Below are 20235 nucleotides of genomic sequence, written 5' to 3'. Positions count from 1 at the left end.
ATCTGCGTACTCTAACATTGACTGAAGCTAGCTTTGGCATTAGGTTGGGGCGCGTCAAATCAGGAGTAACGACATGCGGACACAAATTTTATCTGTTTTAGCGGCAGCTGTGAGCCTTGCCTTCAGTGGCCCGGTAGCTGCACAGGCATCAACAACAGAAGCATCCGGTAGCCATCAGCTGGTGCTGATTGGCGGCGAATTGCAAGCCTGCTCGAGCATGGCCTCAGACCGCTGTGATGAAACCGGCTGGATCGATACCAGCACCATGCGCACCGACCGTTTTCTGAACCTCACCGACAAGTACGTGCATCCATTGTTGCATGACGACTTATGGCCGGCGCACCGCCGCGAGATTCGTGATGAGCTCGACGCCGCGCTGGATACTATTAAAAACCGTATTAAAGAAGATGTGCTGCCAGAGCGGGTGTTCCAGGACGAGTTTACCCGGCGGGTCACCAAGCATTTATACGATAGCCTGTCGAACCGCGAATGGGACATGATCATCGACCATCTGGAAATGCCGGTGCAGCCAAACCGCCGCATCGCCGTAAACCTGGAAGAGAGCCTGAACAAAGCCGCGCCGGCGCTGATGAAAGCCTTTATAGCTGAGGCGCAGCGCGTCAGTGACGGCAAGCCGAACGTGCTGGTCGTCACCGCTGCTGCCCGCGACTCGCTGAATGCCGCCGGTTACTACACCAGCCTGCTGGCCGATGCTGGCGCCAACGCCAGCTGGTTGCCGATTGACGCCGCGGTGAACGCCGCCCAGCGTGGCAAGCGCTGCGACGAGCTCGACAAGCTGCGGGCAGAGCACCACAATGCCTTCCAGCGCGCCCGGGTGCACGGTGAACGCCATAACGAGCAAGTGGAATTCTGTAAGAACCCGCAAGCCGGTGTGCAGATGGTCGCTAATGCCGACGCCATCTTCTTCGCCGACGGTGACCAGCACCGCCTGCGTAGCGCGCTGCTAAATCCGTTGAGCCAGCCGACTGATCTGCTGACCGCCATCTATCAGCGCATGCTGGATGATGAACTGGTGGTGGGTGGTGAAAACGCCGGCGCTATCGCGATGACCGGCCGGCCGCTTATTACCAACGGTACCAGCCGCATGGCTATGAAAGAAGGCGCGCGTTCGGCGCAGCCGCCGGCACCGGCCTGTAACCTGGATGAGACTTGCCCGCGGGACTTAAACCCCGACAGCCTGACCTACCATCCGCTCGGTGGCCTGGGTCTGTTCCCCTATGCCACTCTGGATGCTGAATTTGCGGATAAAGGCCGTCATGCCCGCCTGATGCGCCTGACGGCAGCCACGCAAACCCAGTTGGGCGTCGGTATCGATGATGAAACCCTGCTGCTGGTGGATGTGTTGAATAACAAGTTTAAAGTCAAAGGTAAGCGCGGCGTCAGCTTTATCGTTGGTGCCCAGGATGCCGCAACCGCGGCGGCCTCGACCTTCCATTACGTGACCGATGGGGCCTACGGCGATATTTCGGATCAGGACATCACCAACGTGACTCTGCCCACCGAGGGCGGCATCGTGACGGAAGACCCGACCACCCGCTTTATGGGTAAGCGCGGCGCCATTGATTCACTGCGTCTGATTTGCCGCGAGCGGGATTCGTTCACGCTGGTCGAGGATGCGTTTGAGATGACGGTGCTGGCTGATGAAGGCACCATCCGGCAGAGCGCCGGTGGTGAGTGTCAGGTATTAAATGCCCGGATGGGCGTGGCCTGGAAGCCAGCGCAAAACATGTAAGCACTTATGAGACGCCGTAGGCTTCCCGATAGGCGGCCACGGCGTCAAGATAAGCTTCCATATCCGGGTTGTGCTGTAAGTAAGTGATTACTTCGTCCAACCCGACAATGCTAATAACAGGCGCGTTAAAGTCACGTTCCACTTCCTGAATCGCGCTCAGTTCGCCCTTGCCTTTCTCCTGGCGATCCAGTGCAATCAGCACCCCGGCCAGTTCCGCACCGTTGGCTTTGACAATCTCCATGGACTCGCGAATGGCGGTGCCGGCGGTGATCACATCATCCACCAGCATGATCCGGCCCTTGAGCGGCGAACCGACCAGGTTGCCGCCTTCGCCGTGGGTCTTGGCTTCTTTGCGGTTAAAGCAATAAGGCACATCTTTCTGATAGGTATCAAAGAGCGCGATGGCTGCGGCCGTAGCGATAGGAATGCCTTTGTAAGCAGGGCCGAACAGTACGTCGTAATCGACGTTCGAATCTTCCAGCGCGGCAGCATAGAAGCGGCCGAGCCGGGCCAGGTCCGCGCCTTTATTAAACAGGCCGGCGTTGAAAAAGTAAGGGCTTACGCGCCCGCTCTTCAGCGTGAATTCGCCAAACTTCAGCACGCCGCGGTTAATGGCAAATTCAATAAACTCACGTTGATAGGCTTTCATCGGTTGTTCCTGGTTTCAAGTTCTGACGCTTAATTTAAGGCCGCTTTCTGGATATCCATCAGCTCGCGAATCGAGTGACGGGCCAGCTCCAGCATTTCCTGCATTTCTTCAATCGAGAAGGCTTCGCCCTCGGCAGTACCCTGCACTTCGATAAACTTGCCGGCTTCGGTCATGACCACATTCATGTCGGTTTCAGCGGTGGAATCTTCAGCGTAATCCAGATCAGCCACCGGTACGCCATTAACGATACCGACAGAAATCGCTGCGACCAGGCCTTTCAGCGGGTTCGACTTGACCATGTTGAGCTTGCGCATCCAGTTCAGCGCATCGACCAGCGCCACGCAGGCACCGGTGATGGACGCGGTGCGGGTGCCGCCGTCGGCCTGAATCACGTCGCAGTCGATGGTGATGCTGTTCTCGCCCAGCGCGGATAAATCCACACAGGCGCGCAGCGAGCGTCCGATCAGGCGCTGAATTTCAACGGTACGGCCGCCTTGCTTGCCGCGGGCAGCTTCACGGTCTGAGCGGGTGTGGGTAGCGCGTGGCAGCATGCCGTATTCAGCGGTAACCCAGCCCTGGCCTTTGCCTTTTAAGAAACGGGGCACGCCACGTTCAACGCTGGCGGTACAAAGCACCTTGGTTTCGCCAAACTCCACCAGCACCGAACCCTCGGCGTGACGGGTGTAATTACGGGTAATAGTGACGGGGCGAATTTGTTGGGCAGTACGACCGCTTGGGCGCATAGGGCATTCCTCTTGACTGATAGCTGGCATCATAAATTTATGGTCGCAGATTATAGCAGTTCACGGGGGCGCTGTCGTCGGCTGGCTGCCAGTGCGCAAATGGTGATAAACTTAGCGGCTATGTGAGGTTTGCAACAACAGGGATTTAATATGAGCCAGAGTAAGATTCAGAGCATGACAGGCTATGCGCGCCACGAGCTAAAGGCCGGGTGGGGCAGCGCGGTATGGGAGCTGCGTTCAGTCAATCAGCGCTATCTGGAGACTTACTTCCGGCTGCCCGACGCCATGCGCGGCATCGAAAACACCCTGCGTGAGCGTCTGCGCAAGCAACTGCAGCGCGGCAAAGTGGAATGCAACCTGCGCCTGCACATGGAGCAGGCCGAGCAAACCGCCCTGAATCTGAACGAGGAACTGGCCAAAAGCGTGATCTCCAGCGCCAACTGGATCGCCAACCAGAGCTCCAGCTCGTACCTGAACCCCATCGACGTGCTGCGCTGGCCCGGCGTAGTGGCTCAGCAGGAAGAGAACCTGGATGCCGTACAGTCCGACGTGCTCAAAGCCTTTGAAACCGCCCTGGCCGAATTTATTGAAAACCGCGAAAGCGAAGGCACCGCCCTGAAGAACCTGCTGGAAGAGCGCCTGAGCGGCATCTCCGAACAAGCCAGCTTCGTGCGCAGCCGCATGCCCGAAGTGCTGCAGTGGCAGCGCGAGCGCCTGCAGACCCGCTTCGCCGAAGCCCAGGTCGAACTCGACCCCCAGCGCGTCGAGCAAGAGCTCATCATGCTCGCCCAGAAAGTTGATGTTGCCGAAGAACTCGACCGCCTGGATGCTCACGTAGCAGAAACCACCAAGATCCTGCGCAAAGGCGGAGCCTGCGGCCGCCGCTTAGATTTTATGATGCAAGAATTTAATCGCGAAGCGAACACCCTGGCCTCAAAATCCATCAACGCCGAAATCACCGCCGCCGCCGTCGAACTAAAGGTCCTAATCGAGCAAATGCGAGAACAGATCCAGAACATCGAATGATGATGTAGCCCGTGGTTCTACCACGGGCAAAACCTCCCCCACCATCTCATGTCGATAAAATCAATAAAAATCGACATATAATGTTGTAATGTCGATTCGATCGACATAAACTGACATTAAATGACAACGTGTCGAAATTTCGGGGAAATTTAAACATGAACTGGCAAGCCGAGCAGCCCTACAATCAACTGCCTCTCCTTCCACCTGACGCTGACGTGCTTGAAACACGGAAGGTCCTGAAGGCTTGTATTTCGGCGCGCGCTGCGTTGGCTGAGTTAAAAAAGGCTGGAGAGCTAATTCCTAACCAGAGTATGTTGATCAATTTGCTGCCACTTCTTGAGGCGAAAGACAGTTCTGAAATTGAAAACATCGTAACAACAACGGATCAGCTATTTCAGCACGCTCAGGAAGATAAAGGGGCTGATCATGCAACAAAAGAGGCGCTACGTTACAGAACTGCGCTCTATCAGGGCTTTGTACAGTTAGATAAGAAACCTTTGTGCACTGCCACAGCGATTGAGGTATGCAGCACACTTAAGCATACCCAAATGGATATCCGTAAAGTTCCCGGCACCATTATTGGTAATCAAACGACAGGTGAAACAATCTATACGCCGCCAGTCGGAGAGGAAGTGATTCGTAACCTCTTGTCCAACTGGGAGCGCTTCCTTCACGAGGAAGATGATCTTGATCCACTCATTAAAATGGCTGTTAGCCATTACCAGTTTGAAGCTATTCATCCGTTCCATGACGGAAATGGCCGAACCGGCCGTATCCTCAATGTTCTATATCTGATTGAGCAGGATTTATTAACCTTGCCGATTCTCTACCTGAGTCGCTATATCGTGCAAAACAAGCAAGATTATTATCGCCTGCTTAACCAAGTTACCCGTGAACAAAACTGGGAAGAATGGCTTCTGTTCATGCTTAAAGGTGTCGAACAAACGGCGATATGGACCGTCGAAAAAATCGCAGCCATTAAAGAGCTTATGGAAAGCACGACGGACTATATCCGGACAGAACTGCCTAAAATATATAGCTATGAGCTGGTACAGCTTATCTTTGAACAGCCGTATTGTCGTATCAGCAATCTGGTTGAACGAGGAATCGCCAAACGACAAACGGCTTCGACGTATCTGAAAGATCTTGTCGATATCGGTGTTTTAGAGGAAGTACCATCAGGAAAGGAAAAACTCTTCGTTCACCCCAAATTAATGCAGCTAATGACCCAGTAGCCCGTGGTTCCACCACGGGTAAAGCCCTCCCCCACGCGCAATCTCACTACCTCAACCGCCGCCACCCCGCTTCGCCCGATACATCGCCTGGTCGGCATGATGCAGCAACTCTTCCACCGTTTCGCCATGCTCGGGCGAAAGCGCGAGGCCAATGCTCAGGGACATCACGACTTCGCCATCGGGTAGCTTAAACGGGTGACGCATGGCCTCGTCGATTTTGTCGGCGACGCCCTTTACCGATGCCATATCGTTGACGCCATCCACCAGCACCACAAACTCATCGCCGCCGAGGCGGGCGAGGGTATCGGTGGCGCGCACCGCGTGCTTAATGCGCTGCCCGACGCTGCTTAACAGCGCATCACCGGTGGCATGGCCGTATTCATCATTCACTTCTTTGAACTTATCCAGATCCAGATACAAGAGGCCAAGCCCGACGCCATCGCGTTTTGCCCGCGCCCGTGCGGAATTAACCCGGTCATAGAACAGCGCGCGGTTGGGCAGACCGGTTAACGGGTCCATCAGTGCCATCTGCTCAAGCCGCTTGATGAGCTGCTCGCGCTCCTGTTCCATGTGCTTGTGTTCGGATACATCGCGGGCCACACCCACACGCATCTCGTCACGCTCAGACCAGCGCGCCGACCATAAGATATGTGCAACAGAGCCATCCTTACGGATATAGCGGTTTTCAAAGTGATAGACCTGCTCACCCGTGTTGACGCCGGTGGCGGTGTTGCGTGTGGCCTGACGGTCGTCGGGATGAATGAAATCAAACATATAGCGGCCGACCATCTCTTCAGGGCTATAGCCAAACACCCGGCGGGCGCCCGGGCTCAGATAAGTGAAATAATGGTCCTCGTCGACCACGCAGATGCAGTCGAGCAGCAAGTCCATATATTCAGCAAGTTGAGCGAATGCGGCTTTGTTCATAGGGGTATAGCGTTGGCCCGGAGTCCTTTCGTTGTATTTGTAGCCTAACACGGGTGCGCGTGCGGGTCCTCTGAATTAAAAAATGTCCCCACCATCGACGATATCCGATTAAATAACCGGGCCTGATTGAATCATCTGTCCTCATTCTCCGCTTTCTGCGAATAATTTTTTCTGCACCTTCTGAAATTTATCCTGAATCCGCATAAACTTTCTCGCTATCCTGCTTAGAATGTCTGAATAGCAAAAAAATAAAAAGCAGGGAGCTCGCATGTTGTGTGCGCAAACGAAAGAGTCATCATTAAAATCCGCATGCGGCATCGCGCTGGCGCTGCTTATCAGCACAGTCACGGCAAACGCGGCGGGGCTGCCCCACAGCAAAGAAGGCGAAGCGCTCACCAAGTCTGGGCCGGTAAAATACACTGCCACCATTGAACAAGTGCGCACCTTTGATACAGATGGCGTCCACAGCGCGGATATGGTGGTCACCTCGTACACCACCGAAGCCGCGCATGACAAGCCGGTGATTTTCCTGTTCAACGGCGGCCCTATTGTGCCGTCGGTGTACCTGCATATGGGTTTATTGTCGCCCTATCGCGTGGCTTTCCCGGACAGCACCGAACTGGCAGCCGATAATTCCGTAGCCTGGCAAATCGAGAAAAACCCCTACTCTGTGCTGGATATCGCCGATCTGGTCTATGTGGATCCACCTGAGACCGGTTATAGCAGAGTGGCCGAAGGCCGCGCTACCAATGAGTTTTACAGCGTAACCGCTGATGCACAGCAGGTTGCTGACTTCATCACCAACTGGCTGAAGCAGCATCACCGCGAGCAGGCGCCGGTATTCTTATTTGGTGAAAGCTACGGCACCATGCGCGCTACGTCTGCCGCGCGGCAGCTAGTCAATAATTACCAGCAGACGAATCTGCAGGGCGTGCTGCTGTTCGGTCAGGCCGTGAATATGGTTGAGTATTCCCAGCGTCCGAACAACGTCATCAGCTACGTGGCTTCACTGCCAACCCTGGCTCTTACTGCCGCCTATCATGGCAAATCGGCTTACGGTGATTTAACTGAAGAGCAGCTGTTCGATAAAGCCTGGCAGTTTGCGCAAAACCAGTATCTCAGTGCCCTCGTTAAGGGCCGCGCCATCAGCGAGCACCAGTTGCATCAGGTAGCTAAAGAGCTGGAACGGTTCACGGGGATATCCCACCAGTTCTACATAGAAAACCGGTTAAAGATCAGCAAAGTGCAGTTTCGTACCGCTTTGCTGCCGGGCAAAATTCTCGGCTATTACGATGCGCGTTATGTCGCAGACTATGATCCGGAACAAGCTGTTGATGCCTCGCGTGCTTTAAGTGAAGGATTTCAGAAAGGTCATGCAGACTACCTGAAAAACAAACTGGGTTATGCTTCTCCCGAAGACTATATCTTGTCGGCGCCGGGCATCACTTCTCTGGCTGACTGGGAATGGGGCGGTAACAGCCCGTTCAGCCATTTCAATTACGCTGCGCACCTGGACGAAGTGTTCGCAGAAGTGTCCGACTTCCACCTTTTTGTGGGCTCGGGGCACTATGACCTGACCACTACGTCGGGCGCCGCCACCTATCTGGTGCAGCAAAGCAGCTGGCCGGAACAGCAGGTTATGCTGCGCAACTACGTTGGCGGGCACATGGCTTACACCGTCGATAAAAGTGCCAGAGAACTGACCGACGATATTCGCAGTTTTATTAAAAGTGCCACTCAAGGCGAAGAATAAACGCAGCAGGCGGAGACGTAATGACAACTGATGTAACCACATCGCAACTGAAGAAAACCATGGGGCTGACCAGTGTCGTGGTGTTCGGCACCGGGACCGCGATCGGTGTATCCATATTCTCGGTGTTTCAGCCGGCTGCACTGCAAGCCGGATCCGGCTTACTGCTTGCCATCCTGCTCGCCGCCATTCCGATGGTCTTCTTTGGCATGTCCTACGCCTATCTGGCGTCGGCAGATCCGCGCACTGGTGCTTCTTATGAATGGCCGCGTCGCTATTTAAGTCCTATTGTCGGCTTCCTGGTGGTCTGGCTGCGCCTGCTCACCAACGTTGGCGCCATCACCGTGCTCGGCCTGGTGCTGGTGAACTACTTATCGATGGTCACCGCGTTACCCCTAAAACCCACCATGGCACTGATTTTCACCGTCGTATTCGGGGTGAATCTGCTTGGTGGCAAAAGCGCCGCGCGGGCGCAGCTGGCGATGATGGTTCTGCTGGTGATCATGCTGGGCATTTTCGTCACCACTGGCTTTACCAAGGGCGACATTGCAATGGTCGGGCCAATTTTCGATAACTCCTGGTGGGCCATCCTGGGCGCAGTACCGCTGTTGATCAGCTTGTTTTTAGGTATCGAAACGGCGGTCGAGATGGGCGGCGAAATCAAGGATGCCGAGCGCACCATTCCCAAAGGCATTGTGCTGGCAATCGCGCTCACCGCTGTAATTTACTCCGCGGTGGCCTACGTGGCCTTGGCGCTGATTGGCCCTGAAGCATTAGCCACCAGCAGCGCGCCGCTGTTCGATGCCGGTCAGGTGGCCATGGGCGACTGGGCGTTACTGGTGATTGTAGGTGCGGCAACGGTATCCATTCTGACTACGGTGAATTCACTTGCGCTGGTGTTCTCGCGCACCTTGTTTGCGCTGGGTCGCAGTCAGGCATTGCCGGCGGCTTTAGGCAAGGTTTCGGGCGTCAACCAAACCCCGCGGATAGCCATTCTTACGGCCTATGCGCTGGTGATGTGCGGCTTGTTCCTGCCGCCCAGCCTGACCTTCTTGTTGCTGGCAGTAAACATTCCGACCATGTTCAAGTACATGGCCTGTTCAGCCGCAGCGGTGCAGGTGGTGCGTAAGTTCCCGGTCATCCGGAAGCGCGCCAGACTTAAATTCTCGCCAGGCTTTGTCAAAGTGACCTCGTGCATCAGCGTAGTGCTGGCGGTGGCGGTTATTTTGCTGGGGCTGTCCGCCGACTGGCGGCCGTACATATTGATTGGCGGCTGGCTTATTGCAGGCTGGATATTCTGGCTGCTTTATTCACGCCAACGGGTTATCCCGGTGGTGGCAGACGCAGAGGAGAATGCCCATGGCTAGATCGCAGACCCAGGCTGAGGCGAACCTCACGAGCAAACAGGCCGCCAACTACGCCAACAGCTATGCGCAGTGGATCCGCAGCGTGATGACCTCAAACAACACCAAGGACTATGCGCTGATCGGCAGCTCGTTTAACGAGCCGCTCGACCTGTTAAAAGAGACTTTAAAAACCAACTTCTGCGATAATTTTACCGATTATTACCAGAGTGTTTTCGTGAACGGCAATCCGCGGGTGGTGGATTTTCTCAGTCGCCACTACGATGTGCCGTCGTCGCAGTTATTGTGTACTACCGGCGCCACTACCGCGCTGTCGCTGATCTACCGTACCTTCACGCAACCGGGGGATCATGTGCTTATTGAATCGCCGGCGCTGGATGTTTTCCGCATCCTCGCCGAAGAGCGGGCCCTCAACATCGACTGGATTGAACGTCGGCCGGAGCTTGATTTCGCGCCGGACCTGGACCAACTGACGGCGAAAATCACCGATCAGACCAAGTTAATCGTGCTCTCGAATTTGCACAACCCGTCGGGCGCCCGGCTGAATGACGATATGATCCGCAAAGTCGCCGGCATCGCCGCGCAGCACGGCTGCCTGGTGGTCATGGATGAGGTCTACCTGGGCTACGCTGAAGCCAGCAGTTCGTCGCGCACTGCCGCGCATCTGGGCGATAACATCATCGCCATTAATAGCCTCACCAAAACCCATGGGTTAAGCTCGTTGCGCTGCGGCTGGATTATCGCTGCCGAACAGTGGCTTGATCCGCTGCGCCGCTTCAGTGACCTGCATGAATATGGTATCTCGAAGATTGGCCATGCCATCGCCGGGCTGGTGCTTGAGCAGCGCGCGCTATACAGCGATTACCGCGAGCAGCAAATGGCGGCGATGAAACCCGTCATTGACGCCCATCTGCGCGAACTTATTAAAGAAGGTCTGATTAACGACTACTTACCTGAATACGGCTGCATGTATTTTCCGGTACTTAAGGGCGTGACAGACACCAAGCATTTTGCCGACTGGCTGTTTAAGCGCTCTGAGGTGGTGATAACACCCGGCGAGTACTTTGGTTTTGCCGGTGCTATCCGGGTCGGCGTGCCAGAAACGATAGATAACTTACATGTGGCGCTGGAGCGGTTAACCGCCGGTATCCGCGCCTACATACGCCAGCCATAAGCTGGCAGGCAACAAACAGGGAGCTTTGACATGGGTCGAATGATAAGCCGCGGACTCTGCGCGCTGGCACTGACGTATACAGTAGCGGCAGCCGCGCAGACACAGCCGGTTGCGGTCACCGTCAGTTATGCGCCAGTGATCGGGGACGACCGCGTGCAGGCCCTTGAAGTCACTCTGGAAGTTGACGGCAGGCACTTTGCTGCAAACGAGACCGTATTCAGCCTGCCGCAGGTTATTACTAACGTGGGCAGCGTCGCGCAAACGCTTGGCGATTTGCCTGCCGCCGACGCTGATGGTCCTTTCACCCTTAAAGCCAGCTTAAACCCGACTGAAAACCCGACTGAAAACCAAAGCACCGACCAGGCTATCAAGCAGTGGCAAGCCAGCCGCGCCACTACGGGGCCTATAACAGTTCGCTATCAGGCCGAAGTACCGGAACAAGCCGGTGCCCTGGGTGTTGCACCACCTATTGAGCTGCGTGCTACCGGCGAATCTGTTTCCGCCGGTACCGGTATTGTGGTGCTGGAGCCTGCTATTGAGGGCGAATTGCAGTACCGCGTGCGCTGGCCGCGAGCCGCAACCACCGGCAAAAACAACAAAACCGGGGTCAGCACCCTGGGTGTAGGCGATACCGGTTTTCAGACCTTCAGCAGCCCGGCTGAATTCAGCGCTACCTACTTTATGTACGGCGATATCGGCCACTACAGTTCAGAGCGGGGTGAATTTGTAACCGCCTGGCAAGGTCAGCCGCCCTTTGATGCCCTGGAACTGATGCAATGGGCCGAGCAGCTCTATGCGTATTACAATGACTTTTTTGAAGTGGACGAGGCCGCGCAGTATGTGGTGTTCATGCGCAGCAACGACATCAACCCGGGCGGCGGCATGGCGCGCGGCAGCTCTTTTATTCTCACCTACGATGAGCACACCGATGCCGAGAAGCTGAAAGGCACGTTGTCGCACGAAATGTTTCATACCTTTTTGGGCGGTTTAGCTAAACCCGGCGGGCTTGAGTCGTCGTGGTTCAGCGAAGGCCTGGCGGTTTATTATCAGTGGCTGATCCCGCTGCAGGGCGGTATGGCCAGCGACGAACAGTATCTGTCCAGTTTCAATTCGACCGCTGTCCGCTACTACACCAATATCATGAACGACACCCCGAACAGCGAGGTGCCGGAAGGCTTCTGGCTGGATACCCGTATCCGGGTGCTGCCGTACGATAGGGGCTCACTCTATTTTGCCGCGCTCAATCACCGCCTGCAGCAGGCTTCTGACGGTGAGCTATCGTTAAATGATCTGCTGGTTTATCTGCGTGAGCAGGAACAGGCCGGTGAGTTGCTTACCGAAGATCTGTGGCTGCAGGCACTGGAGAAATTTGCCGGTGTCGCGGAAGTTACGCGTTTTCAGCAGGTACAACAGGGCGCACTGGTGGAACTGCCTGATGCGGCACTGGGGCCACGCTTTGAACGCTACACCGATACCTTCCGCCGTTACGAGCTGGGCTTTGCGCCGGCGGCACTGACAGAACAACCGCGCCGGGTTCGAGGCTTAATTGAAGGCTCAAACGCGGCAAAAGCTGGGCTTAAAGAGGGCGATATCATCGTCGACCCGGTACCGCAGGACTCCATTCAGGGTAACCAGCAGGCCACCCTGACGCTTAAAATTCAGCGCGGCGACGAGATATTCGACGTGACCTATCTGCCGCGCGGCGAGCAGGTCAGGGCACCGCAATGGCGGCTGAAAGATGACGAATAAGGACTAAATTTATCAACAAATTGTTACATGTTAGATGGTTTATTTACTTCGCAGCGCGTATGAGGCATGTTAATGCTGAAATGCCCCGTTAATTAGAAGCTAAACAGAGGCCATTATGCAGGTACAACTGGATAAATTTGATTTGATGATACTCACCGAGCTGCAGCGCGACTGTTCTATTTCAACCAGCGAGCTCGCCGACCGGGTCGGGTTGTCACAGTCACCATGCTGGCGCCGTATTCAGCGGCTCAAAGACGACGGTTTTATCAAACGTAATGTGGCGGTGCTGGATAAATCCAAGCTCGGCCATCTGAATTATATTTACGCATTTTTGCGTATGGCAACGCTGAAAGATCATGAGCGTGATGAGTTTATCCGGCACATTGAAAGTACGCCGGAAATTCTGGAATGCCACACGGTGTTCGGCGATATGGATATTCTGCTGAAAGTGATCGCGCCATCGGTGGAATGGTACCAGACCTTTGTATTTAAAAAGCTCAGCCAGCTGCCGGGCGTACTCAATGTGCAGTCGACTATTACCCTGCAAGAAATAAAATTTACCACCGAGCTCCCCGTTCAACGCATTATTAATCTCACCAATACCAATCAATAAATGAGAGGAAACAATGACCAGCTTTACCCCCCTGCAAGGCGACGATGTTGCAAAATGGCTCGACTATCCTGGCTGTATTGAGGCGGTACGCGCCGCCATGCAACAGTTTTCAACCAGCGATGCCAAGCAGCCACTGCGCGAAATCTACCGGGTGGGAGATGAAAGCGTGTTTGCCATGATGCCGGGTATTTTTGACGAGGACATCGGCTTTGGCAGTAAGATTATCAGCGTCTATGACGACCCCGAACTGAAAAAGTCCATTCACAGTGGTGTGGTGGTGTTGTTCGACCGTAAAGTCGGCAAGGTAACCCATGTTGCGGACGCCCACGAAGTGACCAAAATCCGCACCGGCGCGGCGAGCGCCGTAGCCACCGACGTGCTGGCGCGCGCTGACGCCAAAACCCTGTTGATTGTGGGCACCGGCACGCAGGCCGAATCGCACCTGCTGGCGCTACGCGAAGTGCGGGATTTCGAACGCGTGCTGGTGGTGGGCCGCAATTCGGAGCGCGCGCAGCACTTTGTCGATAACATGCAGGAACAGACCGGCCTGGCGATCGAAATTGCCGATAACGTGCAGGCGGGTGCCGCCGAAGCCGATGTGATCTGTACCTGACTACCTCGCCAGAACCTATTCTGCTGCATGCCTGGGTGCGCCCCGGCACCCATATCAATGTGGTTGGTTCGAGCTACGATGGGCCGTACGAAATTGATATTGAGCTGGTTAAGCACAGCCAGTTTGTGGTGGACAGCCGCGCCTCGGCACTGGCCGCCGGCGCCGAGCTAAAACGGGCTATAGCCGCTGGTGCAGTGGACGAAAGCCATATTCACGCCGAAATTGGTGAAATTCTGGCCGGGCGCCAATCCGGACGCGAATCGGAGCAGGCAATCACCGTCTATAAATCACTCGGGCATATCTGTCAGGACCTCGCTGCGGTCAATTATATTAAGCATCGGATGCTTAATGAATAGATAACGCTCTGTGGACAGTTTTTGCGCAATATTTTTTCTAAATCCGCCAAAAATACCCGTACAAACGCATAAACTCCTTTCGCGATCTTCGCTAGATTCGATAGCAGAGTAGTCTTTTAAACTTTCTGCCACTTGTGACGGTGAATAACTATGAAAATAACAAAATTAAGCGCACTCATTCATATCGCTCTGTTTGGAGCACTTGCAATGGGCAACGCCACGGCTCAAGAACAAGAACCTCAAGCTAGCGAAGAGAACAACGAAGAAGTAACCCAGCCTGATGAACGCATTCAGGTAACCGGCTCACGTATCCGCCGCGTTGATATGGAAACCTCAACCCCGGTTTCGGTGATCGGTGAACAAGAGATGGAAGCGCGTGGTTACACCAACGTAGCGCAGGCCATGCTCGATTCGCCGCTGACCATGGGATCGAATGTTCCCGAGAACGATTTCAGTGGCAGCTCGGTGGGTAGCGGCCAGTACTTTATCAACCTCTCAAACTTAGGTAGCCAGCGCACCCTGAGCCTGGTCAATGGCCGGCGTATGGTCAGCACCAACTCGGCCGGCAATGGCGCCGGCGGTAATCAGATGGACGCCAGCATTATTCCGGTGGGCCTGGTTGAACGGGTCGAGGTGATTCAGGTTGGTGGCGCCGCCGTGTACGGCAGTGATGCCATCGCCGGCGTAGTGAACTACATTCTCAAAGATGATTTTGAAGGCGCCAATTTCGACGTGCAATACGGCGATACCGAGCGTGGTGATTTTGGTAATACCAGCTTGCGCGCCACCTTAGGCCGCAACTTTGATAACAACAGCGGCAACCTGGCGCTGAACGTGGAATACACCGACAGCCCGGCGCTGTTCGGCGTCGACCGGCCATGGACCGAGAACGCTTACTCAACCGTGGCGAACCCTAACTACGGCGGCCCCGGCAGCGGCACATCAGCGCGCCTGCCAGTAAACGACCACCGCTTTATGGAACACAACCAGCATGGTGTGCTGTTCAGTATTCCGGCGCCGCTGCCGATGTTCCTGGTCAGCAACGACGGTAATCCGCTGCGCTTTGACAGCGACGGCAACCTGGTGCCTTACGACATTGGCACCTACTATCAGCCAGCATTCTCGGACGGCGGCGAAGGCTATAGCCGGGCGCAGATGATGTCACTGCGTTCAGCCATTGAGCGCCTGAACGTGAACCTGCTGGGGCATAAATACCTGGATAACGGCATTAAAGTCAGCACCGAAATGCTGTACTCCAAGGTTGAGCGCGATGACCCGCAGGGTACGCAGTTGTACAACTCAACCTTATTGCGCGGCGATGCCGGGGCCATTGGTTTTACCCCTGGCAACCCCTTCCTGACCGATCAGGCACGCGACGTACTACTTAACTCCAATTACTTCCTGCCTGGTGCAGGCACCCTGCCGTACGTGGGCCAGCCCATTTATGTATCAAAAGCATGGGAAGACCTGGTACCAACCCGCAATATTGCCAATGACACCGAAACCTGGCGCGTCCTGTTTGGGCTGGATGGTGACTTTGATTACAACAACCGATTCTATTACTGGTCGGTATCGGCATCAGCCGCTGGCAGCGAAGGGTCTACCCAACGCTGGGGTGTGCACACCGCGAACTTCGCCAATGCCATTCAGGCCACCCGTAATGCCAACGGTGAAATTGTCTGCGCCGACCCGTCAGCGACTGGTTGCGCGCCGCTGAATCCGTTCGGTAATGGCAACGTATCCCAGGCCGCCCGCGATTATGTGTCGGTCGAACTTGAAGATACCTACAAGAACACGCAGAACAACTTCCTGGCCACCCTCGGTGGTACGCTGGCGGAAATCAGCGGCGGTGAAGTGATGTTCTCGGTCGCTTATGAATACCGTCAGGAAGAAGCGGAGTTCTCAGGCAACGAAGCGTCATTGCAGGGCGTTAGCCGTAATCAGCCGATCACACCAATATCCGGCGACTACGATACCCATGAGTTTGCTTTCGAGGTTGATGTCCCCCTGATTGGTTCGCATCAGAACATTGCCTTTGTGGAGTCGCTCGACTGGAATGTGGCGCTACGTCAGGTCAGTAACAGCCTGGCCGACAGCGAACTGGTCTGGAACACAGGTATCAACTGGCGTCTGAATGAGAACTTACTGGTTCGCAGCACCATTGGCCGCAGCTTCAGAACCCCAAGCTTAACCGAACTGCTGTTACCTGAGCGCACCCAGAACATGTCCGCTGGCTTAGATCCTTGTGATCAGCGCAACATCGATGCCGGTGCGGCACCGGGCGTGCGTCGTGCCAACTGCGAAGAAATGTTCAATGAACTGGGTATTGATGGCAGCGATTTTACCTCGCAAGCCCAGAATATTCTGTTCCCGGGCGTACAGTCGGGTAACCCTGATCTGCAAAGTGAAACAGCTGACAGCTTCTCAGTCGGTTTTGTCTGGCAGCCAGCGTTCGTTGAGAACCTGACCTTCAGCTTAGATCACATCGATATTGAAATTGAAAACGCCATCGAAGCCTTTACCTTAGAAAACGCCTTACAGGTTTGTTATGACTCAACGGTGCAACCGACGGAGATCTGTAACCTGTTTGAACGTGATGACGAGGCGCAGATCGTTGATGCGCGCAGCAGCTTCGTAAACGCCGGCTACAAGAAATATCGCGGACAAAACGTCGCGGTCTTCTATGGCCATCAGTTTGAAGAATCGCGTCTGGACGTGAATCTGCAAGCGACTCACGTGTCACTGTACGAGCAAAGCGTGTCTGGTTTTGAAGTAACCCGTTACGAAGGCACGCTGGAGCAGCCCGACTGGCGTACGCAGCTAACCCTGCAATACCATCGTGGTCCGGTTAGCGTGGGCTGGTTCATTGATTACCTGCCACGAGTGAAGCAAGACTACAACGCGACCATCGAAACCAGCCCGAACCCGGAAGTGGCTTCAAATACCCGCCACAGCATGTCGGTGAATTATGACGCGAGTCAGAATCTGTCGGTACGCTTTGGGGTGCAGAACGCATTTGACCGCGAGCCGTCGTATCCGACTGTGGGTTATGGCGACATCCTGGGACGGCGTTATTACGTTGGCCTGAACTACAGCTTCTGAACCATTACTCATAAAAAGAGCTAAATCGTTATGAAACAGATTGTAATGGCACTAGCAGGAGTCTGGTTACTGGCCGGTTGCGGCCAGAACCTGCCGGCAGACGGCCCGGGTTTATCTGTACTGTTAGCTCCGTACGGCGAAAGCGAAGTTGAGGGCATGGACGTGACCTTGCGGCTGTCCGAACCCGGTGCGGCTGCTGGCGATGCACTGCTGAGCATGCCGGTAGTGCTGGTGGGTACGCCCACCGCCGCCTATTCAGCTGAGCAGGTGCAGGCAGCGGATGAACAGGGTGAACTGGTACTCACCGCGCGGGATGAAGATCCCACGTCGTCGGGTCAGTACCGCAGTTACCTTGTGCCGCGCGATACCGTCGGTGATGTGACCGTAAGTTACCGCGCTGAACCGCGGCAGGTGGACAAAAACACCCGCAACGGCCCGCTGTTTGATGTACGTCCGCAAGACGGTGGCATCATGGGCGCCGGCGTGTACTTCATGCTGCTGCCCAGTGACGAACAGGCGAAGTACGATGTCGGCATGGACTGGGATTTCAGTAACGCTCCGGCCGGCACCTCAGGCGCCTGGAGCTTAGGTGAAGGCGAGCAGGAACTGACCCTGACGGTGAGTAACCTGCGCTTTGCCTATTACGCCGCCGGCGAGGTAAAGCGAGCGGTAGATGACCCTGACGCGGCTTTTAACCTGTACTGGATCACCGAGCCGCCGTTTAATATCGAAAAGCTTGCCGCCAATATCACCCGCCTGTTTAAAACCATGGCAGAATTCCACGGCCAGCCGGATGCCTCGTATCGGGTATTTATCCGCTCGAACCCCCACGCGGGTGGTGGCGGTACCGGCTTTATCGATTCGTTCGCGTTCTCGTGGGGCATCGATGAAGATGCCTCTGAAGATGGCCCGCTGATGTTGTTGTCGCATGAGATTGCACATAACTGGACCGGCCTGAATGGCAAAGACGAACCACACGCCTTAACCGCCTGGTATTCCGAAGGCACCGCCGAGTATTACAAAGTGGTGATGGCCCACCGGGCCGGGCTGATGAGCCGCGCCGAAGTACTCGAAACCATCAATGACATGGCCGAGGGCTATTACAGCAATCCCTACGTGGCAGCGAGCAATGAAGCGGCCGGTGAGATGTTCTGGAAAGATGGCTTAGCCCAACGGGTGCCTTATGGTCGCGGCTTTATGTATCTGACCAATGCCGACGCGAAAATCATCGCGGCGAGCGATGGCGAAGCCACTTTAGATACCCTGGTGCTGCAGATCAACGCGCTGCAGGACGAAGGTGAGAATATTGGCAATGAGCGCTGGCAGCAACTGTTAGCAGGCTATATTGGCAATGAAGCCTTTACTGATCATCAGGCCATGGTAAGCGGCGAGCTGATTGTGCCGCATCCGCAGGCCTGGGGACCGTGCTTTGCGCCCTATCAGACGCAAGTGCGCGGCTTTGAGCTGGGCTTTGACCGGATGAACTTAGGCCAGGTAACCAACTTAACCGCCGATTCAAATGCCGCTATTGCCGGGCTGCTGGAAGGCGACAAGATTGTCAGCTTCACCCCGTTGCGCACCCTGCGTGATGACGTTGAAGCGAAGATGACGATCATTGTTGAGCGCGATGGTGAAACCTTCGATTACACCTACCTGCCGCGGGGCGACTCCTTACCTGCCTGGTTATGGCGCGACGTAGCCCCTGAAGTTGACGACTGCCAGATCTAAACGTGATCCCTGAGGGTTCTGAGTAAATGCTCAGTATCTTCAGGGGTATTAAACACCGATACCGACACCCTGAAACTATTCCTCGATACCGTTAAATTCAGCCCCCGTTCTTTAAACAGCGGCGCGAGCTTCTTGCGTGCGTCTTTATAAATACAGGTGACCAGCGGCGCCTCTGAGCCCTCCGGTGTATAGAGTTCGAAACCAAGCTTTGGCAGTTGCTGCTTCAGATGGCGGGTATGCAGCTGGGCATGCTGCTGCACTTTATCCACGCCGATATCCAGCAACTGCTGCAGCGAATAGCTCAGCTGCGCAATCACCGCATGCTGGCGCGTGCCCAGCGCGAATAAGCCGCGCGCATCGTCAGCAAAGGCGTACTCGACCACATGCTCGCCGGGCGGGTCGTGGGGCTGATTATGGCTGCTGTACTCCGAGATACCATAGTAGCCGTAGTTACCCTGCCGTAGCTTATCGTGGGTGTGCTTAGCGGCATAAATAAAGCCCAGGCCAAAGTCACCCATCAGCCACTTGTAGCTGGCGGTGGCCGCGAAATCCACGCCACTGTGGTGCAGATCCAACGGCATGCAGCCAGCGGCGTGGATGATATCGGCGTATACATAAACACCTTTCTGGTGAGCGTAATCGCAGATGGTTTTTAAATCATGGGTAAAGCCGTTGACGGTGGACACCAGTGACAGCGCGATCAGTTTGGTGTCGGGGCGAATCGCATCGCGGATGGCTTCGGGGGATATCTGGCCGTTCTCGTCACGGATGAAGGTAACCTCCATGCCCTGGCGTTCAAGCTCGCGGTACATCGGCAGTGAGCCAAAAAAGTGCAGGGTGTCGGTAATAATATGGCCGCCGGAGTGCGGAATATTCAGCGCCCGCAGCACCATCTGCTCGCCGGTGGTGGTGCTTTGCACGTACGTCAGTTCGCTGGGGTCCGCGTTCACTAACTGCGCGAACTGTTCGATGGGCTGCGAAGCCGGAAGCTTGTACCCCTCAGCCTGCGGCAGATGGGCGCGGCTGTTGAAGTAATCCTGCACGGTTTGCAGCGCCCCCAGGCTAAGTGGATGGCTGCTGCCGGCGTTAAAGTTCACCTCGTCGCCCTGCACAAACTGCAGCGGGCCGAACTCGCGCAACTGCTCTGGTTTTAGCCCCGCGGTTTCGGAAGCGCCAGGGTTCAGCAACTTGTTCATCGGGTGGGCCGCGGCATAACCAAAGGCGGTGGCCACCGGCACGGCAGCGGCCATAGTCAGAAATTGCCGGCGCGTGAATTTGTTTTGCGGTTTCATAACAGGTCCCGTTGGCGTGTTCGGCTTTTATTTATCATGAGTTATGAATCTACCACACGCTGGTTAAATCCTAATGCAAATTGCGCTTGAGATGCGGGGCTTTGAGCATAAACTTTGCGGGTTTTTGGCATCACTGCATAAATATTTCGTTCTGTGGAAAT

Annotated in this window: 16 protein-coding genes; 12 read left to right on the top strand and 4 right to left on the bottom strand. The window is 55.3% G+C overall.

The window, feature by feature from the left end; translation table 11 throughout:
* The first annotated feature begins 73 nt into the window (after window positions 1-73).
* The gene (locus IDSA_RS08540) at window positions 74-1753 is read left to right on the top strand and encodes a cyanophycinase (RefSeq protein ID WP_034775985.1); all 1680 of its coding nucleotides are present in this window, start codon (window positions 74-76) and stop codon (window positions 1751-1753) included.
* A 4-nt stretch (window positions 1754-1757) separates the two neighbouring features.
* On the opposite strand, the gene pyrE is transcribed toward IDSA_RS08540, so the two are convergent.
* Window positions 1758-2402 (bottom strand): orotate phosphoribosyltransferase, encoded by a 645-nt coding sequence (pyrE, locus tag IDSA_RS08535; RefSeq protein WP_034775983.1) that lies wholly within the window; start codon window positions 2400-2402, stop codon window positions 1758-1760.
* A 29-nt stretch (window positions 2403-2431) separates the two neighbouring features.
* Entirely contained in the window at window positions 2432-3145 is a 714-nt protein-coding gene (rph, locus tag IDSA_RS08530) for a ribonuclease PH (RefSeq protein ID WP_034775980.1), read from the bottom strand.
* Window positions 3146-3295: 150 nt separating this feature from the next.
* On the opposite strand from rph, the gene IDSA_RS08525 reads away from it, so the two are divergent.
* Together IDSA_RS08525 and fic are read left to right on the top strand one after the other, a co-directional pair.
* A complete protein-coding gene (locus IDSA_RS08525; protein WP_034775978.1) occupies window positions 3296-4171 on the top strand; it encodes a YicC/YloC family endoribonuclease in 876 nt (291 codons plus the stop codon).
* 155 nt (window positions 4172-4326) lie between these two features.
* Window positions 4327-5406: a protein adenylyltransferase Fic gene (fic, locus tag IDSA_RS08520; protein ID WP_034775976.1), complete on the top strand. Its 1080-nt coding sequence runs from the start codon at window positions 4327-4329 to the stop codon at window positions 5404-5406.
* A 51-nt stretch (window positions 5407-5457) separates the two neighbouring features.
* Here the strand turns inward: fic and IDSA_RS08515 are convergent, their stop codons facing one another.
* Window positions 5458-6333 (bottom strand): sensor domain-containing diguanylate cyclase, encoded by an 876-nt coding sequence (locus IDSA_RS08515; RefSeq protein ID WP_034775973.1) that lies wholly within the window; start codon window positions 6331-6333, stop codon window positions 5458-5460.
* 268 nt (window positions 6334-6601) lie between these two features.
* Here IDSA_RS08515 and IDSA_RS08510 point away from each other — a divergent pair, with 268 nt between their 5' ends.
* The 9 genes from IDSA_RS08510 (at window position 6602) to IDSA_RS08475 (ending at window position 18782) form a co-directional block, all read left to right on the top strand.
* Window positions 6602-8086 (top strand): S10 family serine carboxypeptidase-like protein, encoded by a 1485-nt coding sequence (locus tag IDSA_RS08510; protein ID WP_051986191.1) that lies wholly within the window; start codon window positions 6602-6604, stop codon window positions 8084-8086.
* Window positions 8087-8106: 20 nt separating this feature from the next.
* Window positions 8107-9450, top strand: coding sequence for an APC family permease (locus IDSA_RS08505; protein WP_051986190.1), 1344 nt, complete (start codon window positions 8107-8109; stop codon window positions 9448-9450).
* Entirely contained in the window at window positions 9443-10621 is a 1179-nt protein-coding gene (locus tag IDSA_RS08500) for a pyridoxal phosphate-dependent aminotransferase (protein WP_051986189.1), read from the top strand. The genes IDSA_RS08505 and IDSA_RS08500 overlap by 8 nt, the downstream gene beginning before the upstream one ends.
* Before the next feature lie 30 nt (window positions 10622-10651).
* Entirely contained in the window at window positions 10652-12370 is a 1719-nt protein-coding gene (locus IDSA_RS08495; protein WP_051986188.1) for a M61 family metallopeptidase, read from the top strand.
* 115 nt (window positions 12371-12485) lie between these two features.
* The gene (locus IDSA_RS08490; RefSeq protein ID WP_034775971.1) at window positions 12486-12983 is read left to right on the top strand and encodes an Lrp/AsnC family transcriptional regulator; all 498 of its coding nucleotides are present in this window, start codon (window positions 12486-12488) and stop codon (window positions 12981-12983) included.
* A gap of 13 nt (window positions 12984-12996) precedes the next feature.
* Entirely contained in the window at window positions 12997-13596 is a 600-nt protein-coding gene (locus IDSA_RS12250) for an ornithine cyclodeaminase family protein (RefSeq protein WP_051986187.1), read from the top strand.
* Complete coding sequence (locus IDSA_RS12245) at window positions 13587-13952, top strand: hypothetical protein (protein ID WP_084694090.1); 366 nt, start codon at window positions 13587-13589, stop codon at window positions 13950-13952. The genes IDSA_RS12250 and IDSA_RS12245 overlap by 10 nt, the downstream gene beginning before the upstream one ends.
* A gap of 150 nt (window positions 13953-14102) precedes the next feature.
* On the top strand, window positions 14103-17054 hold the full coding sequence (locus IDSA_RS08480; RefSeq protein WP_084694089.1) for a TonB-dependent receptor domain-containing protein: 2952 nt from the start codon (window positions 14103-14105) through the stop codon (window positions 17052-17054).
* Between the two features lie 30 nt (window positions 17055-17084).
* Window positions 17085-18782, top strand: a complete 1698-nt coding sequence (locus tag IDSA_RS08475) for a M61 family metallopeptidase (RefSeq protein WP_034775969.1) — start codon at window positions 17085-17087, stop codon at window positions 18780-18782.
* On the opposite strand, the gene IDSA_RS08470 is transcribed toward IDSA_RS08475, so the two are convergent.
* Entirely contained in the window at window positions 18779-20074 is a 1296-nt protein-coding gene (locus IDSA_RS08470) for an aminotransferase class V-fold PLP-dependent enzyme (RefSeq protein ID WP_034775967.1), read from the bottom strand. The genes IDSA_RS08475 and IDSA_RS08470 overlap by 4 nt on opposite strands.
* Between the last annotated feature and the right edge of the window lie 161 nt (window positions 20075-20235).

The sequence above is a fragment of the Pseudidiomarina salinarum genome, from assembly GCF_000753715.1.
In the GTDB taxonomy this organism is placed as follows: Bacteria; Pseudomonadota; Gammaproteobacteria; order Enterobacterales; family Alteromonadaceae; genus Pseudidiomarina; species Pseudidiomarina salinarum.
Note: the sequence above shows the minus strand (reverse complement) of the source record. Positions and strands in the feature narration are given on the sequence as shown.